Consider the following 17,038-nt stretch of genomic DNA (forward strand, 5'->3'; position numbering starts at 1 on the left):
ATGGGCCGTCCTCACGCGCTCGGGAACGCGAGCAGGTTAGGGGTCTGTCTTCGAACCCCCGTCGTCCGCCCGGAGGGCGGGCTGTGCGGCGTCTGGGTGCGTGCATCGCAAGGCGGAGGAGGGAGTCCATGCGGAGCATCGGCGACCGACGACAACGCGGCGAGGCGCGTGCCCAGACGTCGCACGGCAGGCGGGGGTTCGAAGACAGACCCTAGGGCAGCGGGGTCCCGGACGGTGCAGGGGCGCGGCCGGAGTTCCCCCGGACGGCGGCTATCCGCGGCGGGTGCGGCGGTCCCGCGCGTCGAACTCGGCCAGGGCGAGGGCGCCGGGCCGCAGGGCGTGCTCCAGGTGGTCCCGGAGGTCCTCGTCCAGGCCGCCGAGGGCCTCGGCGAGCTCCTCGGCGACGTCCTTGAGGATCTCCTGCGCGACGGCGTCGGCCGGCGTCCGCGGTCCGAGTTTGCTCACCGCCCCGGCCGCGCGGCCCGGGGTGAGGAGGGCCGAGGCCTGGACGAGCAGCCACGCCGGCACGCCGGCAGCGCCTTCCGGAGGAGCGACGTAGGGGCGCGAGCCGTCGTAGCGTTCGTCCTCGGCGAAGGCCTTGTGCTTGACCTTCAGGATCGGACGGGCGGAGGCGCGTTGCCATTCCCCGGCCGGCTTGAGGACGTAGCCCTCGGCGAGGTTGTCGGCGAGCGCGGGCAGGCCGAGGAGCGCCGGGAGGCGGGTGGGGTAGGCGGGCGGCAGGTCCTGGAGCGTGGTCAGCGGGCCGTACCCGAGGGCGGGGACGCAGGTGAGCCCGGCGGCCTGCGCGGCCTCCCGGACGGCGCGGTCCGCCAGCCACCACGGGCCCCCGGGCAGCTCGACGGTGGCGTCGAACGGCAGCCAGTGCAGGCCTGGGGAGTACCAGACGCCCGTCTGCACCGGCTCGGCGCCGGCGACGGCCGGGACGTCCGGGTGCGGGTAACTCCCGCCCGCGAGCTCGCCGTAGACCGTCACCACCGCGTCCGCGCCCCGGTCGGCGCGCACGGCGGAGGCGAACCGGGCCGCCGCCACCGCGAGTTGCGGCCAGATCCGGCTGACCCCGAAGAACCCGTCCAGGTCGTCGTCCCCGAGCGCCTCGCGCCGCTTCGCCGGCCGCACGCCGTCCCGGTCGCACACCACCGCGAAGTGCGCGCCGTGCACCTTCTCCAGGGCCACCCACTCCCGCACCCCGGGCACGGCGAGCGGCCGCTTCGCCGGGATCTTCGGGTAGGGCGTCAGCTCGGGGCCCGTCGGGGTACGGGACGTGGAATCGGACATACCGGAGATCATCCCGGGGCGTCCGCGCACGGGCAACGGGGATTCGCCGGACAGGCCGTAGGGTGCGGCCATGGACGAGACGGCGATGAAGGAGCAGTACGCCCGGGACGAGACGTGCCGGGCGCTGGGGATCGCGCTGGACGAGGTGGCGCTCGGGCGGGCCGTGATGCGGATGACGGTCGGCGCGGCGATGGTCAACCAGCACGGGACGGCGCACGGCGGGTACTTGTTCCTGCTCGCCGACGCGGCGTTCTCGTACGCGTGCAACAGCCACGGGCCGGTCACCGTCGCGCAGGCGGCGCAGGTGGTGTTCCTCGCGCCGGCGGCCGTCGGGGACGAACTGGTGGCGGAGGCGGTGGAGCGGACGCGGGCCGGGCGCAACGGCGTCTACGACGTCACGGTGCGGCGCCCGGCGGACGGCACGACCGTCGCCGAGTTCCGCGGCCAGAGCATCGTGATCGGCGGGCGGCCGCCCGCCAACTGAACGGCCGCCCGCGGTGGTTCAGTCCTCCGGGCGTTCGTCGAGGACCTGCTGGAGCTTGCCCGTGCGCGGGTTGGTGACGAGGTCGGCGCGCGGGACCCACTCCACGGCGAGGTGGTGGATCGTGCCGAGCGCGACCTCCTCGGGGTAGAGCGGGCGGGCGGTGTAGACGGCCTCGACGAGGCGCTCGGACAGGCCCGGCGGGGGCTGTTCGGTGCAGCCGAGCCGCAGGATGAGGCCGTCGCGGCCGTCCCAGCGGCGCTGGACGAGCTGCATCCCGGCGATGTGCCCGTCCGGGTCGGCGGCGAGGAGGACGGCGCGGATCTCCTCGGTGGGCATCGCGACCGGTCCGACCCTGGCGCCCTCGGCGGAGCGGCCGAGGAGGCGGAAGCGGCGGCACTCGCCGTCGGTCCACTCGGCGCGGTCGCCGGTGGGGTAGCGCAGGATCGGCATGAGGGTGCGGAAGAGGTTGGTGACGACGACCCGGCCGGGCACGCCCGGGGCGGTGACGACGTCGCCGGTGGCGTCGTCGATCAGCTCGACGACCGTCCGGTCCGGGAAGGCCTCGTGCACCCGGACGTCGTCGCCGGGCACCGGGGAGCCGACCAGTCCGGCGTCGTTGGAGGCGTAGCCGACGGAGGCGACGGCGGCCTTGGGGAAGGCGCGGGACAGGATCGGGCGCAGGTCGGCGAAGAGCAGGTCGCCGCCGAACAGCAGGAGTTCGACGGAGTCGGCGCTCTCGCCGCGCCGCACCAGGGCCTCGGCGACGGCGCTGAGCTTCATTGGCTCGCCGGCCAGGACGTGCACGCCGAAGCCGCCGATCAGGTCGGCGACGGCCTCGTCCGGGGCCGCGCCGCCGACGGCGAGGCGGACGTTCTCCACCGGCGCGTGGTGCAGGGCGTTCTCGATGTAGAGGAAGCCGCCGTAGAGTTCGCCGGCCATGAAGAGGTTGGCGACCCGGTGGCCCGGCCTGAGCCCGGCGCGGACCAGGCCGGCGCCGAAGGCCGTCACGGAGTCGGCGTGTTCGCCGCGGGTCCAGGGGGAGAACTTGGGGACGCCGGTGGTGCCGCCGGTCTTGTAGACGCCGGCGTCGGTGAGGGGGCCGGTCAGGACGCGGTTGTCGGGCCAGGTGTTGGCGGCCCAGAAGGCGGCCTGGTCGATCACCGGCAGCTGGGTGAGGTGGTCGATCCGGGCGGGCAGGCCGCGGTACAGCTCGGCGTAGAACGGCGAGTGTGCGCGGGCGAACGCGACCAGCTCGGACACGGATTTCGCGGGCATGTCGACTCCACGTCTCAAGAAGGGCTTTCGGACTGCCCGAGCCAGGTGCGGGCGAGCCGCCGGACGGCCGAGCCGTCGCGGTCGGCGAGTTTGGCGGCGAGGTACTCGGAGGCCCAGGGGCCGGTCGGCACCCGGAACGGCGGGTCCTCCTCGGAGAGCGTGCGCACCACGACGGCCGCGACCTCCCGGGCGGGCTGGCCGACGGCCTCCCACCCCTGCGAGCCGAGCCACTCCAGGTACCCCGCGAAGGTGGGCGCGTACGGGCCGGAAGCGGCCCGCAGGGTCTCCCGGTTCACGTCCGGGAAGATGCCGAAGGAGGAGTCCGGAACGAAGCCCGGGACGACGATCGAGACCCGCACGCCGTGCGCGGCGGCCACCGGGGCGAGCGCCTCCATGAACCCCTCGACGGCGAACTTGGCCGCGCAGTACGCCTCGTTGAAGGGCTGGCCGATGACGCCGTGCACGCTGCCGATGGTGACCAGCCGGCCGCCGGAGGCCCGCAGCAGGGGCATCGCGGCGCGGCTGACGGCGGCGACGCCGAAGAAGTTGACCTCCAGGTTGGCGCGCAGCGCGGCGTCGGTGGACATCTCCAGCGTCGGGTCGGAGTTGGCGACGCCGGCGTTGTTGACGACGGCGTCCAGCCGCCCGTACGTCCGCGCGACGTCGTCCACGCAGTCGTCGACGGACGCGGCCTCGGTGACGTCGAGGTGCCGGATGTCCAGGGTGACGCCGGCCCGGCGGGCCGCCTCCCGCAGCGGGCCCGAGCGGGCGGGGTCGCGCAGCGAGGCGACGGTGGTGAACCCGGCGCGGGCCGCCGCGACGGCGGTGGCCAGGCCGATGCCCGAGGACGTCCCGGTGACCAGGAGCACCCGCTCCCGGGCGCTCACGGCGTGCTCTCCGCGAGCTCGGCGGCCGGCTCGGGGACCGCCGCGTCGAGCAGCGGCTGGATGCCGAGGGCCGGGAGGAAGGAGCAGGCGGCCAGCAGGGTGCCGCCCGCCATGACGGTCCGGGCGGCGTCGAGGATGCCGAGCGGCCCGGTCAGGAGCGTCACGGCGAGGCCGCCGACGAGCGCGGCGAGCGGGATCACGCCCCATGTGACGGTCCGGAAGGCGGCGTGCATGACGCCCTGGTTGCGGGCGGACATCCGGGACTGCCGGGTGGGCGCGCTGCACACGTTGATGCAGGACATGAAGAAGCCGTAGCAGCCCATGCTCACGGCGATCACCGGCCCGGCCGGCAGCGCGGGCGCGGCGAGCACGCCGAGGCCGACCAGGCAGTGCAGGAGCAGCGACCAGGCCATCGTGCGTCCGAGGCCGAAGCGGGTGCTGAGCCGCGGGGCGACGAGGGCGCCGGCCAGCGCGCCGACGGCGGCGACGGACATGGCCGCGCCGAACTCCCCGACGGAGACGTCGAGTCCGCGGTAGGCGAGCACCGGCAGGACGGTGACGAAGACGGGCCCGCCCGAGTTGAGCGTGACGGCCGCCAGCACGACGCGCCGCAGCACCGGGTCGGCCCAGTTGAGCCGGAAGCCGCGGGTGAGCCGCTCCCGGACCGAGCCCTCCTCGACGGTCCGCTTGCCCCACGGCCGCATGGACCGGAAGCAGACGGCCGAGACGAGGTAGCTGGCCGCGTCCACGAGCAGCGCCGCGACGCCCAGCGCGCTGTAGAGGGCGGCGGCGATGGAGGGCCCGGCGACCTCGGCGACGGAGCCGCTGCCCTCAAGGCGCGAGTACGCCCGGACCATGCCGTCCTCGGGCACGACGGCCGGGACGGCGACGAGGTAGCCGACGTTGAAGAAGATCGTCGCGCCGCTGATCACCGCGACGCAGCCGAACAGCAGCGGCGTGGAGAGCACGTCCAGCCAGTACGCGAGCGGGATCGCGGCGACGGCGGCGAGCCGGACGAGGTCGCAGCCGATCATCGTCCACCGCTTGTCCCAGCGGTCGACCAGGACGCCGGCGACCGGCCCGAGCAGCGGGATGCCGAGGTACTGGGCCATCGCGACGACGCCGACCTGGAGGGCGGAGGCGTGCAGCACGAAGATCATCAGGGTCGGGACGACGAAGACGGTGACCTTGTCGCCGACCAGGCTGACGGTCTGGCCGCCCCAGAACAGGTTGAACCCGCGGCCCAGCCGTGTGTTCACGCCTCCTCCCGCACGACCAGGGCGGCGGTCTTGCCGGTGCGGTCGTTGCCGATCAGCTCGGTGACCGCGCGGACCCGGACGTTTCCGGGGTCGTGCTGGAAGGCGGTGCTCAGCGTGAAGGTGGCGGCCAGCAGTTCCGTGCGCAGCCCGTCGGTGTCCGGCGAGGCATCGGGGTCGGTCAGTAGGAGGACCTCCAACTCCGCCACCCGGCCACCCTGTTGGGTGAGCACCACCTGGGCGCGGGCGACACCCGGCATGCGTTCCGCGTGGGCGATCACCTCGTCCACGTCCAGTCCGAGGCCGCGGACCTGGACGACGCTGTCGCGGCGGCCGAGCACCCGCATCGCCGGGCCCGGCCGGCTGCACGGGCAGGTCGTCAACTCGCCCGCGTCGCCGGTGCGGTAGCGCAGGACGGGGTTGAGCATGTGCGGGTTGAGGGTGGTGAAGTCGAGCAGGCCGTCCCGGTCGGTGTGCACCAGCTGGTCCGGCAAGGGGTGGAAGGTGTCGGGCGGGCAGTCGGGGGTGTTGGTGGCGACCACCCAGGTCTCGGTGCTGCCGAACATGCCCCAGCGGCGGGCCTGCGGGGCCACCACCGCGAGGTCCTCGGCGAGTTGGGGCTGCCACGCCTCGCCGAGCCACAGCACCTTGCGCAGCGCGGGGAGCCGGATCCCGGCGGCGCGGGCGTGCGCGAACCAGAGCCGCAGGACGCTGGGCGTCCCGCCGACGGCCGTCACGCCGCGCGCGGCCATGAACTCCAGCCAGCCGCCGTACTCGTCCCTGGCGACCGAGCCGAGGGCGATGATCCGGCAGCCGGAGAGGTCGGCGAGCGCGGCGGCGAGGAAGTGCGCGCCCCACATCCGGCCGGCGCCCCACGCGTTGACGAAGACGTCCGAGCGGTCCAGCGGCTGCCAGTGGGCGTGCACGCCGGCCATGTAGAAGCCGGTCGGCGCGTAGCCGACCTTGGGCGCGCCGGTGCTGCCGCCGCTCTGGAACAGCCAGGTGGCGGCGTGCTCGGCGGCCGGCTCCAGGTGGGCGAGGGCGGTGTTGAGGTCGTCCTTGGCCAGCGGCGGGAGCGCGGCGAGGCCGTCGAGGGTGCGGACGTCCGGGTGGCCGTCGTAGCGGCCTGCGAGTCCGGGCACGGTCCGCAGGCGGTCGAGCGTGCGCCGGGCGACGGACAGGCGCGGGGCGGCTTCCTCCGGCAGGAGGGAGAAGGAGGTCATCGGAGGTCCGTCCGGTGGTCGAGGGTCAGCGGCCGGGCGCCGTCGGCGAGCCACTTGGCGTGGCCGTCGCGGTAGGCGGTGAACCGGGCGCGGGTGACGTCCCGCTGGAGGGTGCGGTGCGGGTCGGTGTGGTCGGGGGCGATGACGCCGTCGGGTTCGAGTTCGGAGAACCAGTACGTCGTGCCGTCGTACAGGAAGTCGACGCAGAAGAACGGGATCGGCAGCTTCTCGGCGAAGTAGCGGGTGGTTTCGGCGAGTTCTGGCGGTACGGGCGGGAACTCCATGCTGCCGCCGCGGCTCGCGTTGGCCACCGGGGAGCCGGCCTCGGGGGTGCGCTTCAGCACCGCGTACGGCTCGCCGTCGACGACGTAGACGCGGTAGTCGACGGTGCCGTCCCCGAGGTACGGCTGCACGACGAGCGTCGTGTCGCCGCCCTGGGCGAGGCTGGCCAGGCCCCGGACGTCCTCCGGGCCGCGGGCCAGGTTGATCCCGCCCCCGCCGCACCAGCCGGACGGCTTGACGATCGCCGGGTACGTCATGCCGCCGAGCGCCACCTCGTACTCGTGCTTGCCGATGTCCCGCCCGGTGCCGATCCGGACGGTCGGGATCGTCGGGACCGGGGAGCCGGCCAGGTAGAGCAGGGTGGCGAGCTTGTCGTTGCCGATCAGCGACACCTGCGGCGGGAACGGCAGGTAGAAGCCGGCCTGTTCGAGCACCGCGTAGAGCGCGTACTGGTTGAAGACGTCCATCGACTGGTACGGCAGGGAGTAGAGCGCGGTGATGAACAGCGTGTCCTCGGGGGTCACGGGTTCCTCGTCGACGTAGACGCGCGGGCGGCCGGGGCCGGTGGCGTCGACGCTGACGGACTCCGGGGCGTTCCGCGTCCAGCGCAGGCCGAGGTCGGCTGCGCACTCGGCGTAGAGGTCCCAGAAGAAGGGGTGCCACAGCGCGGCCATCCGGGAGGACTCCCGGTCGGGGAAGATCCAGCACAGCCGGCGCAACGGGCCGTCGGGCGTGGGGGATTGGCTCATCGTGCTCCTCGCGGTTCGAGAAGTTCTGGCCGTGCGGACCCGGTGGCCGGGCCGGACCACCAGCGCCGGCCGGTCTCGGGCAGGGTGTCCACCGGGTCGTAGAAGGGGAAGCGACGGTCGAGCGGGGCGTCCGTGCCCCCGCCGCCGGACTCCACGCTCGTGCGGTAGTTCTTCGTCCAGTACGAGATCCCGCGCTCGCGGTCGTAGGCCACCGCCTGGTGCACCCAGCGCTTGCCGACGTGCGGCACGTCGCACACGATGCGCGGGGTGGCGTAGCCGGGCAGGTAGCCCATGATCGCCTCCTGGAGGCGCTGGGCCTGGTGCAGCGGGGTCCGCCAGTGTTCGGCGTTGGGGATCATGTCGCAGAGGTAGAAGTAGTACGGCAGGATGTTCGCCTCGCCCTGGAGGGCGAAGCAGAGGTCCAGCAGGGCCTCCGGGGTCGCGTTGACGCCGCGCATGAGGACGCCCTGGTTGCGCACGTCCCGCACGCCCGCGTCGAGCAGCGCCCGGGCGGCCTCGGCGACCAGCGGGGTCACCGACTGCACGTGGTTGGCGTGGGTGTGCACGGCCAGGCTGACGGCGCGGCGGGCCGCGACCGCCGCCACCCGGGCGAGTCCGTCCAGCACCTGCGGCTGGAGCCAGTGCTGGGGCAGGCCGACCACGGCCTTGCTGGCGAGCCGGACGTCCCGCACCGAGCCGAGGTCCAGCAGCCGCAGCAGGAAGGACTCCAGGCGCGGCCAGGGCACGTTGGCGAGGTCGCCGCCGGAGACGACGACGTCGCGCACGGACGGGGTGCGTTTGAGGTAGTCGAGCATCTGCTCCTGGCGGTCCGCGGGGCGCAGTGCCAGGCGGGCCTTGGTGACCTGCGGGGTCGAGGTGCCGACGAGGTCCATCCGGGTGCACTGGCCGCAGTACTGCGGGCAGGTGGAGGTCAGTTCGGCGAGGACCTTGGTGGGGTAGCGGTGGGTGAGGCCCTCGACCGCCCACATGTCGGTCTCGTGCAGGGAGTCGCGCTCGGCCAGCGGGTGGCTGGGCCAGTGCGGGTGCCGGTCGCCGCGCACGGGCAGCATGTAGCGGCGGACGGGGTCGGCCAGGAACGCGTCGGTGAACGGGCCGGGCCGGGCCGGTGCGTGCGGGGCCATGGTGTTGAGCACGTGCGGCGGCAGGAGCATCGCCATGGTGGCGAACCCGGCCTGGTCGGCGGCGAGTTCGTCGTAGAAGCGGTCGTCGAGGAGGGGGCCGGCGAGGGCCCGCAGCTGCCGGGCGTTCTTGACCGAGTGGGCGCGCTGCCACTGGGGGTCGCGCCACTGGGCGGCGGTCACGTCGCGCCAGCCGGGCAGGCGGCGCCAGTCCGGCTCGGCGAGCGCGGTGCGGGTGTACTGGTACGGCTGGCGGATCACGTGGTGGTCCATGGCCGGGCTACGGGCGGGCGAGGAGGGTGGCGTGCCGGGTGCGCAGCTCGCGCTTGAGCACCTTCCCGGTGGGCCCGAGCGGGAAGTCCTCGGGCGTCCGGGCGATCCGGACGGCGGCGAGCGGGGCGAGGCCGGCGGCGGCCAGGGCCCGGTTGGCGGTCGCCTGGACCTCGTCGGGGCTGCTCGCCTCGGCGTCCGCCTGCAACTGGACGACGGCGACCGGTAGTTGGCCGTGTTCGGCGGGGACGCCGATCACCGAGCAGTCCCGCACGAGGTCGGCGCAGTCGGCGAGCAGCACCTCCTCGACCGGGAGGCTGTGGACGGGGCCGTCCGCGGTGTCGATGACGTCCACCGTCCGGTCGAGGTGGTAGAAGCGGCCGTCGGCGTCGCGGCGGGCGACGTCGCCGGTGAGCCAGTAGCCGTTCAGCTCGAAGGAGGCGGTCAGCCGGGGGTCGTTCCAGTAGCCGGGGGTCAGCGAGGGGGACACGACGCCCAGCAAGCCGACCTCGCCGTCCGGGAGTTCGGTGCCGTCGAGGCCGAGTACGGCGGCCTTCTCGACGACCTCCAGCGGCTTGCCGACGCAGCGGTCGTCGCGGGCGCTCTCGGGTGTGGTGATCTGGCCGAACAGCGCCATGCCCATCTCGGAGGAGCCGAGGCCGTCGATGAACTGCGAACCGGGCAGGGCGGGTTGCTCGGCCCGCTCCTGCGGCAGCAGCCAGGGCCGGATCAGCCCGGCCGGCCGTTCGCCGAGCGTCACCAGGCGGCGGATGTGTCCGTGGTGGGCGCTGTCGCCGGTGTTGAACCAGGAGTGCACCTTCGTGGCCCCGCGCACGGGCAGTTCGCCGGTCGCGAGCTCGACGAAGGTGCGCGGGAAGGAGGCGACCATGGTCGGCCGGAACGCCTCCATGACCGGCTCGACGGCCGCGCGCCGCCAGTCGGACATGACGACGGTCGGCAGCCCGAGCAGGACGGCGGTGAGGAAGTAGCTCAGGCCGCCCGCGTGGGTGTGCGGCATGAGCGACATCAGCCGGTCGTACGGCTCGGCCGGGAAGCGCACCATGCGCGGCTGCTTGCCGTCCCAGAACCCGCGGTGGGAGAGCATCGTGGACTTCGGGGTGCCGGTGGTGCCGGAGGAGTGGATCAGTGCGACGACGTCGTCCGGGCCGTGCCGGTGCGGGTACGCCGAGGGCAGCCCGGCCCGGTCGGCGTCGAATGCGCGCACCTCGGCGGCGAGGGCGAGGAAGCGCGGGCGGCGCTGCGGGTCCTCGCGGTAGGCGGCGGCGAGCCGGGTGGTGTCGTCCGCGACGACGCCGACCACGCCGACGTGGTCGAGGTAGCGGACCAGCACGTCGTGCCGCAGCGCGTCGTTGACCAGTGCGGGGACGGCGCCGAGCGCGGTGAGCGCGAGGAAGTGCAGCAGCGGTTCCAGGCCCTCGCCGACGACGACCGCCACCGGCTCGCCGGGGCGCACGCCGTTGGCGTGGTACCAGGCGGCGTAGCGGTCGCGCAGGGCGGCGAGGTCGAGCAGGCTGTGGCCGCGCAGCACGACCTCGCCGCGGTGGTCGGTGCGGTGGGTGAAGACGAACGGGACCGTGCGGTGCGGGTTGGCCGCGAGGGCGTGGTCCAGGAAGTTGCCCGCGCCGAGGGCGGGTTCGGCCATCAGCCGCTCTCTGGCGGCGAGCGGGGCGACGGAACTGTGGTCGTTCATGGCGGTCTCCCGACGTGGGGTGCCGGGCGCGCGGCTCTCGTGGAGCCGGTGCCGGGCGGAAGGGGTGTGGATCAGGGCCGGGCGAGGATCTCGGCGGCGGCGCGGTGGCCGGAGCGGATCGCGCCCTCCATGAGCCCGAAGTAGGCGGTGCTGGTCTCGGTGCCGGCGAAGTGCACCCGGCCGTGCGGGGCGGTGAGCGCAGGGCCGTGCGCGAGCCAGTCGCCGGGGCCGAGCAGGGCGGCGTAACAGCCTTGACTGTACGGCTCGTTGACCCAGTCGGTGACGTGGCAGGCGAGGGGCTCGGGCAGCATGGGGAATAGCTGCGCGGCCTGTCGGACGGCCGCCTCGCGCTGTTCCCCGGCGCTGAGGGTGGCGAAGCGGTGCGCTTCGGCGCCGGTGACGAAGCCGGTGAGGACGCCCGGTCCGCCCTCGGGCGGGGTGTCGTCCACGGTGGAGAGCAGCGGGCCGTGGGCGTTGACCGACCAGCCGGACAGGCCGTGGTCGCGCCAGAGCGGCGCGGGGTAGACCAGGCTCGCCTTGATCGCGCAGCCGCGCGCCGTGCGTTCGCCGGCCCGGTGCGGCGGCGGCCCGGGGCGGTGCTCGATCGCGTCGGCGAGCAGTGGCGGCAGTGCCAGCACGGCGACGTCCGCGCGGTAACTCCCCTGATCGGTCACGACGGTGACCCGGCCCGCGTCCTGGTGCACGGCCCGGACGGGTTCGCCGAGCCGCACCCGCGCGCCGAGCCGCTCGGCCAGCCGCTCGCACACCTGGTGCGCGCCGCCGGCGACCCGGTCCTGCTGGGCGCCGCCCTCGAACGCGTTGAGGTAGCGCAGTCCGCCGCCGGAGCGCAGGTAGAACGCCATGTGCAGGACGGAGAGGTCGGCCGGGTCGGCGGCCATCATCTCGCCGAGGAAGAGCGGGAAGAAGAGCCGGGCGTCGGGGTGGGCGAGGTGCTGCTCGGCCCACTCGGCGGCGGTGAGGGTGTCCAGGTGTTCGGCGCCGGGGGTGAGCCAGGGCGCCTCCGGCCGGACGGCGGAGGTGAGTTCGTCCAGCTGCTCGAAGAGGTCGCCGAGCGCGACGGCGTTCAGCGGCGGGAACCGGCCGTCCCGGGTGGCGTGTTCGCCGCCGAGGGCGAAGCGGCTGGCGCCGGGCATCGTCGTCGGCGCGGTCTTGAGGCCCAACTCATCGATGAGGGACAGGAGTTCGGTGTGCCGTTCGCCGAGGTAGGCGGCTCCGCCGTCGATCCACCGGCCGGGGGCGACCTCGATGCCGTGCGTGCGCCCGCCGACGCGGTCCCTGGCCTCCAGGACAGTGACGTCGATCCCCTGCGCCACAAGGCGATCGGCGGTGGTGAGGCCGGCGAGGCCGGCGCCGACGACGACGGCGGCCCGGGGGGTCACACCGCCCCCGTGATTCTCCCGGCGAGGCCGGCCGGGGTGGGCTCGGCCAGGAACTCCTCGAAGGTCAGCTCGACGCCGTGGCCCCGCGCGACGGCGCTGAGCACCCGGGTGGCGATCAGCGAGTCGCCGCCGAGCTGGAAGAAGTCGGAGTAGGCCGTGACGTCCTCGCGCTGGAGGACGCGGCGGAAGATGGCCACGACGTCGTCGGGCGTGGCCGGGGTGGTGGTGTCAACGCTCAATGGGGGTCTCCTTCGACCTGGTCGTGGAGGTGGCAGGGGCCGCGGCCTCAGGTGGCGTACCGGCGGTGGCAGCCGGCGCGGTCGACCTTGCCGCTCGCGGTGAGGACGAGCCGGGGCACGACGGTCACCCGGCTGGGTACGAGGTGGCCGGGCACGCGTTCCCGCAGGTGGGCCAGTAGTTCGGTGTCGAGGGTGGTGCCGTCGGCGTCGGGCCGTGGAACGACGTAGGCGACGAGGACCGAGCGCCCCGCGAGGGCCGCCGCGGTGACGGCCGCGGCCGACACGCCGGGGTGGGCGGCCAGGTGGGCCTCGACCTCGGCCGGGTCGACCCGGACGCCGCGGATCTTCACCTCGCCGTCCAGGCGTCCCTCGTGGGTGAGGACGCCGCCGTCCCCGGCGGCGACGCGGTCGCCGGTGCGGTACCAGCGCTCGCCGTCGACGGTGGTGAAGCGTGCCGCCGTGGCCTCTGGCAGGCCGCGGTAGCCGAGGGCGACGGCCGGCCCGCCGATCATCAACTCGCCGTCGTCGCCGATGCGTTCGCGCACATGGGGGAGGGCCCGCCCGATCGGCGCCCGCGCGGTGCGGTCCCACGTGCGCCCGGGGGCGAGCGGGCCGTGCAGGTCCACGGCGTGCGTGATCATGGTGGTCTCGGTGCTGCCGTAGGTGTTGAGCAGCCGGATCCGCCCGGTGCGCAGCCGGCTCCAGTCGGCCAGCCGGGCGGGGCTGGCCGCCTCGCCGCCGATCACCAGCAGCCGGACGCACTCGGGCAGGGTGAGCCCGTCCTCGGCGAGGTGGAGCACGAGTTCGTGCCAGAAGGCGGTCGGCAGGTCGAGGACGGTGACGCCTTCGCGCTCGACCATCCGCAGGAAGCGGGGGAACGAGCCGCTGTGCGCGTCGGGGTCGACGACCAGCGCGGCGCCGGTGGCGAGGGTCGGCAGGATCTCCTCGAAGCAGGTGTCCCAGTTGAGGGAGGCGAACTGGAGCACGCGGTCGTCCGGCGTGAGGCCGAACAGCTCGCGCAGGGAGGGGACCGTCGCCGCGAGTGCGCGACGGGGAGTGACGACGGGTTTCGGCTGCCCGGTCGAACCCGACGTGAAGAGAATGTACGCCGGCCGTTCCCCGGCGTCCTCGGCGGCGCTCTCGGCGCGTTGTGCGGAGCCCGCCTTCGGCGGGTCCCCGGGGAATTCCGGGGCCTGCGGTAACTCGACCGAAGGAAGCCCGACTTGGGGTGACAGGGCGGTTCCGGTGACGACTGCCGAGCGGCACTCGGCCGCGGTTGTCATGGCCTCCTGGCGAGGCCCCGGAAATGCCGGATCGACCGGGCAATAGGCGCCGCCGGCGGCGAGGACGCCGAGCAGCGCGACAACGGTTTCCGGTGTGTGCACGGCCGGTACGGCGACCGTGCCCGGATCGGTGCCCAGGCGCGTGGCCAGGGCGTTCGCCGACTCGTGGAGCCGGCGGTAGGTCAGGGCGCGTCCACGGTGGACGATCGCCGGACGGTCGGGATATCGACGTGCCATTTCGGTGAACACGTCGAACAGGTCGGGGACGACCTGGAGGGTACCGCGAATATTTGACATGCCCGCCCCAAATGACGCTCAGAAGTGCTCATCCGTGCTCGGCGAACGGCGACTCTACCTTCGAACATGCGTGGGGACAATGTCCGTTGGGAATGTTCTTCGAGGAGGGTGTGGGCGAACTGTGAATCCAGGCCCGATACTTCGGCGGTTCGGGTGGGGAAGGGTCCGGCCGGGCGACCGGGGAGTGGTGGTGCGGTGACGGAGCGTCGCCGATCCGACGAGGCGTCAAGACCCGAGCGGGGCGGACCACATGAGCCGGGTGCCGCCGCCCTCGGCCGTGCTCGCCTCGAACGTGCCGCCCACCCGCTCGGCCCGCTCGGCGAGGTTGCGCAGCCCGCTGCGCCGGCCGCCCTCCGGCAGACCCGCGCCGTCGTCCACGACGGTCAGCGAGACCCGCCCGGCGATCGCGCGGAGCGTCACCTCGACCCGGCCCGCCCCGGCGTGCCGGGCGGCGTTGCTCAGCGCCTCGCCGAGCACCGCGACCACGTGCTCGGCCAGCTCCTGCGGCACGTCGGTGTCGAGGAGGCCCTCCATGCTCAGCCGCGGCGGGAAGCCGAGCGTCGCCTGCGCCTCGGTGACGGCGCGCGTGGTGCGCGCCCGCAGGCCGCGGTCGGGCTCGCTGTGGGCCCGCAGGCCGAAGATCGTCGAACGGATGATCTTGATGGTCTCGTCCAGGTCCGCGACCGCCCGCCCGACCCGGTCGGCCGCCGCCGGGCTGTCGATCAGCCGGCCCGCGCTCTGCAGCGTCATCCCGGTCGCGAACAGCCGCTGGATCGCCAGGTCGTGCAGGTCCCGGGCGATCCGGTCGCGGTCCTCCAGCAGCGTCAACTGCTCGGCGTCGCGTCGTCGTTCGGCCAGTTCGAGGGCGAGCGCGGCCTGGTCCGCGAAACCCAGCAGCGGGCCCGTCTCGGCCGCGCTGAAGGCCGGCTGCCCGGCCGCCCGCGCGAGCAGCAGCACGCCCCGCCCGTACCCCGAGCCGGTGCCCAGCGGCACCGCGACCGCCGGCCCGAGCCCGTCGAACCGCCCGGCCGGGCCCGCCGGATACCGTCCGTCGCAGGCCAGCCCGTCACTGGTCACCGGCGAACCGGACGCGTACGCCGCCCCCGACAGCGTGCCGTCCACCGGCACCGTGACCCCCAGTCGCTCGGCCGGCGTGCCACCCAGCGCGACCTCGACCGCCAGCTCCTGTGCCCGCTCGCCCGGCCCGGCCGGCGCCATCGACACGTCCGCCAGCTCGGCGCCGGCGATCTCCCGCGCCCGGCGGGCGATCAGCTCCACCACCGCCAGGCGTGGCGCGCCGGACAGCAGGCTCCGGGTGATCTCCGCGCTCGCCCGCAGCCAGCGCTGCTGGCGCTGCGCCTCCTCGTACAGCCGCGCGTTGTCGATCGCGACCCCGGCCGCGACGGCCAGCGTCGAGATCACCGCCTCGTCGTCCGCGTCGAAGTCCAGGCCGCCGCGCTTGTCGGTGAGGTACAGGTTCCCGAACACCTCCCCGCGCACCCGCACCGGCACCCCGAGGAAGGTGGTCATCGGCGGGTGGCCGGGCGGGAACCCGGCCGAGGCCGGGTGGTCCGACAGCATCGGGCAGCGCAGCGGGCGCGGGTCGCGGATCAGCTCGCCGAGGATGCCCCGGCCGGACGGCGGCGGGCCGATCTCGGCGATCTCCCCGTCCGTCATCCCGACCGTGCGGAACTCGGACAGCGAGTGCCCGTCCGCCCCGATCACGCCGAGCGCGGCGTAGCGGGCGTCCACCAGGTCGGCGGCGGCCTCGACGATCCGGTGCAGCGCCTGGGCGAGGTCCAGCTCCCGGCCGACCGCGAGCACCGCCTCCAGCAGGCTGTGCACGCGGTCCTGGGTGCCGCGGGCCGCGTCGATGCGCCACTGGAGCTCTTCCAGCAGTTCGTCCAGCCGCAGCCGGGGCATCCGCGCGCCGCCGCCGGCCGTGGGGGTACCGTCCGCCGGGGTCCCCTGCGCGCCGCCCACCCGTACTCCTCCAGTCGCCCGCCGCACCCCGGGTCAGGAGCGCCCTGACCGGGAGGATTGTCGGATTCACGGTAGTGCCCGGGTGTCGCCCCGCCGCACCCCGGGGTCGCCCGTAGGCTCCGTCGGGCGGGCCTTTCGTCCCGTCCCCGGGGGCCCTGCGGCCTCTGCCGCGCGGGCGGCGTGGCCGGAGAGGGTGGGGGAGCAGCGGACGGAACGTCAGCACACCCACCGTCCGGCAACGGCCACCGAGGGAAGGACCTCCTGCCATGACGCCACTCGTACTCGCCGGGGTCGACGGCTCGACCGGCAGCGCCGCCGCCGCCCGCTGGGCCGCCGGGGAGGCGGAACGCCGCGGGGTGCCGCTGCGCCTGGTGCACGCCTGGCCGTGGCTCACCGACGGCCGCAACGCCATGGCCGAGCCCGACCACCTGCCGGCCGCCGCCGAGCGCGTCCTCGCCGACGCCGCCGCCGAGCTGCGCGCCGCCCACCCCGGCCTCGACGTGCGGACGGACGTCGTGCTCGACGCGCCCGTCGACGGCCTGGTCACCGCCGCCGAGGACGCCGTCCTGCTCGTGGTCGGCTCGCGCGGGCTCGGGGGCTTCGCCGGGCTGATGCTCGGCTCCGTCGGCATGGCCGTGGCGGCGCGCAGCAGTGTGCCGGTGGTCGTGGTGCGTGAGCGGCAGGAGGGTGCGGGCGGGTCGGACGTCGTGGTCGGCGTCGACGTCCAGGAGCCGGACGAGGGCGTCCTCGGCTTCGCGTTCGCCGAGGCCGCCCGGCGCCGGGCGCGGGTGCGGGCGGTGCACGGCTGGGACCTGCCGCCGGTGTTCGCGTACGCGGGCTGGGTGCCGCAGGCCGCGGAGATCTCCCAACTGGAGGCGATGGAGGAGAAGATGCTCTCCCTCGCCCTGGCCGGGCAGCGGGAGCTGCACCCCGGCGTGGAGGTGGTCGAGGAGGTCCGGCTGGGCGCGGCCGGGGCACTCGTCGAGGCCTCGGCGGGCGCGGCGCTGGTGGTCGTCGGCCGCAAGCGCCGCAGGGTCGAGCTCGGCCCGCGCCTCGGCCGCATCGCGCACGCGGTGCTGCACCACGCCAAGGCGCCGGTGGCGGTGGTCCCGCACGGGTGATCCGCACGGGTGATCCGGACGGGGGCGGGGGGGCCGGGGGCCCCCCCCCCCCCGGGGACCGCCCGGAAACCCGCGGCCGCACCTCGGCCGATTACCCGAGCTCCCGGCGGGGCCCGAAACGGAGGGGTCAATACCACCCAGGG

14 protein-coding genes are annotated in these 17,038 nt (G+C 74.7%); 2 read left to right on the forward strand and 12 right to left on the reverse strand.

Annotated features, from left to right (window positions below):
- Window positions 1-270: 270 nt before the first annotated feature.
- Window positions 271-1,296 (reverse strand): RNA ligase family protein, encoded by a 1,026-nt coding sequence (locus ACFVSN_RS13270; protein ID WP_387955027.1) that lies wholly within the window; start codon window positions 1,294-1,296, stop codon window positions 271-273.
- A 70-nt stretch (window positions 1,297-1,366) separates the two neighbouring features.
- Here ACFVSN_RS13270 and paaI point away from each other — a divergent pair, with 70 nt between their 5' ends.
- The gene (gene paaI / locus ACFVSN_RS13275) at window positions 1,367-1,780 is read left to right on the forward strand and encodes a hydroxyphenylacetyl-CoA thioesterase PaaI (RefSeq protein WP_387598713.1); all 414 of its coding nucleotides are present in this window, start codon (window positions 1,367-1,369) and stop codon (window positions 1,778-1,780) included.
- 18 nt (window positions 1,781-1,798) lie between these two features.
- On the opposite strand, the gene ACFVSN_RS13280 is transcribed toward paaI, so the two are convergent.
- From ACFVSN_RS13280 to ACFVSN_RS13330, 11 genes are all read right to left on the reverse strand, one after another.
- Window positions 1,799-3,055: a phenylacetate--CoA ligase family protein gene (locus ACFVSN_RS13280; protein ID WP_380447259.1), complete on the reverse strand. Its 1,257-nt coding sequence runs from the start codon at window positions 3,053-3,055 to the stop codon at window positions 1,799-1,801.
- A 14-nt stretch (window positions 3,056-3,069) separates the two neighbouring features.
- The gene (locus tag ACFVSN_RS13285; protein WP_387955029.1) at window positions 3,070-3,942 is read right to left on the reverse strand and encodes an SDR family NAD(P)-dependent oxidoreductase; all 873 of its coding nucleotides are present in this window, start codon (window positions 3,940-3,942) and stop codon (window positions 3,070-3,072) included.
- Window positions 3,939-5,201, reverse strand: coding sequence for an MFS transporter (locus ACFVSN_RS13290; protein WP_387955031.1), 1,263 nt, complete (start codon window positions 5,199-5,201; stop codon window positions 3,939-3,941). The genes ACFVSN_RS13285 and ACFVSN_RS13290 overlap by 4 nt, the downstream gene beginning before the upstream one ends.
- Window positions 5,198-6,421: a phenylacetate--CoA ligase family protein gene (locus ACFVSN_RS13295; protein ID WP_387955033.1), complete on the reverse strand. Its 1,224-nt coding sequence runs from the start codon at window positions 6,419-6,421 to the stop codon at window positions 5,198-5,200. Before ACFVSN_RS13295 ends, ACFVSN_RS13290 begins: the two co-directional genes overlap by 4 nt.
- Complete coding sequence (locus tag ACFVSN_RS13300; RefSeq protein WP_387955035.1) at window positions 6,418-7,452, reverse strand: RimK family alpha-L-glutamate ligase; 1,035 nt, start codon at window positions 7,450-7,452, stop codon at window positions 6,418-6,420. The genes ACFVSN_RS13295 and ACFVSN_RS13300 overlap by 4 nt, the downstream gene beginning before the upstream one ends.
- Entirely contained in the window at window positions 7,449-8,852 is a 1,404-nt protein-coding gene (locus tag ACFVSN_RS13305) for a KamA family radical SAM protein (protein ID WP_387955037.1), read from the reverse strand. The genes ACFVSN_RS13300 and ACFVSN_RS13305 overlap by 4 nt, the downstream gene beginning before the upstream one ends.
- Window positions 8,853-8,871: 19 nt before the next feature.
- Window positions 8,872-10,572, reverse strand: a complete 1,701-nt coding sequence (locus tag ACFVSN_RS13310) for a class I adenylate-forming enzyme family protein (RefSeq protein ID WP_387955039.1) — start codon at window positions 10,570-10,572, stop codon at window positions 8,872-8,874.
- Between the two features lie 71 nt (window positions 10,573-10,643).
- On the reverse strand, window positions 10,644-11,972 hold the full coding sequence (locus ACFVSN_RS13315; RefSeq protein ID WP_387955041.1) for a flavin monoamine oxidase family protein: 1,329 nt from the start codon (window positions 11,970-11,972) through the stop codon (window positions 10,644-10,646).
- Complete coding sequence (locus ACFVSN_RS13320) at window positions 11,969-12,211, reverse strand: phosphopantetheine-binding protein (RefSeq protein ID WP_387955043.1); 243 nt, start codon at window positions 12,209-12,211, stop codon at window positions 11,969-11,971. Before ACFVSN_RS13320 ends, ACFVSN_RS13315 begins: the two co-directional genes overlap by 4 nt.
- Window positions 12,212-12,258: 47 nt before the next feature.
- Window positions 12,259-13,791 (reverse strand): amino acid adenylation domain-containing protein, encoded by a 1,533-nt coding sequence (locus ACFVSN_RS13325; RefSeq protein WP_387955045.1) that lies wholly within the window; start codon window positions 13,789-13,791, stop codon window positions 12,259-12,261.
- 225 nt (window positions 13,792-14,016) lie between these two features.
- Window positions 14,017-15,714 carry a GAF domain-containing protein gene (locus ACFVSN_RS13330; RefSeq protein ID WP_387955284.1) on the reverse strand — a complete coding sequence of 566 codons (1,698 nt, stop codon included), beginning with the start codon at window positions 15,712-15,714 and terminating at the stop codon, window positions 14,017-14,019.
- 326 nt (window positions 15,715-16,040) lie between these two features.
- On the opposite strand from ACFVSN_RS13330, the gene ACFVSN_RS13335 reads away from it, so the two are divergent.
- Window positions 16,041-16,895: a universal stress protein gene (locus ACFVSN_RS13335; protein ID WP_387955047.1), complete on the forward strand. Its 855-nt coding sequence runs from the start codon at window positions 16,041-16,043 to the stop codon at window positions 16,893-16,895.
- The last annotated feature ends 143 nt before the right edge of the window (window positions 16,896-17,038 follow it).

Origin of the sequence: Kitasatospora sp. NPDC057904, from assembly GCF_042887925.1 — a bacterium.
GTDB lineage: Bacteria > Actinomycetota > Actinomycetes > Streptomycetales > Streptomycetaceae > Kitasatospora.

Bases quoted from the DNA above. Each gene is read 5' to 3' on its own strand.
- ACFVSN_RS13270 (WP_387955027.1), bottom strand. From the start codon at position 1,296: ATGTCCGATTCCACGTCCCGTACCCCGACGGGCCCCGAGCTGACGCCC.
- paaI (WP_387598713.1), top strand. From the start codon at position 1,367: ATGGACGAGACGGCGATGAAGGAGCAGTACGCCCGGGACGAGACGTGC.
- ACFVSN_RS13280 (WP_380447259.1), bottom strand. From the start codon at position 3,055: ATGCCCGCGAAATCCGTGTCCGAGCTGGTCGCGTTCGCCCGCGCACAC.
- ACFVSN_RS13295 (WP_387955033.1), bottom strand. From the start codon at position 6,421: ATGACCTCCTTCTCCCTCCTGCCGGAGGAAGCCGCCCCGCGCCTGTCC.
- ACFVSN_RS13300 (WP_387955035.1), bottom strand. From the start codon at position 7,452: ATGAGCCAATCCCCCACGCCCGACGGCCCGTTGCGCCGGCTGTGCTGG.
- ACFVSN_RS13310 (WP_387955039.1), bottom strand. From the start codon at position 10,572: ATGAACGACCACAGTTCCGTCGCCCCGCTCGCCGCCAGAGAGCGGCTG.
- ACFVSN_RS13325 (WP_387955045.1), bottom strand. From the start codon at position 13,791: ATGTCAAATATTCGCGGTACCCTCCAGGTCGTCCCCGACCTGTTCGAC.
- ACFVSN_RS13330 (WP_387955284.1), bottom strand. From the start codon at position 15,714: ATGCCCCGGCTGCGGCTGGACGAACTGCTGGAAGAGCTCCAGTGGCGC.
- ACFVSN_RS13335 (WP_387955047.1), top strand. From the start codon at position 16,041: ATGACGCCACTCGTACTCGCCGGGGTCGACGGCTCGACCGGCAGCGCC.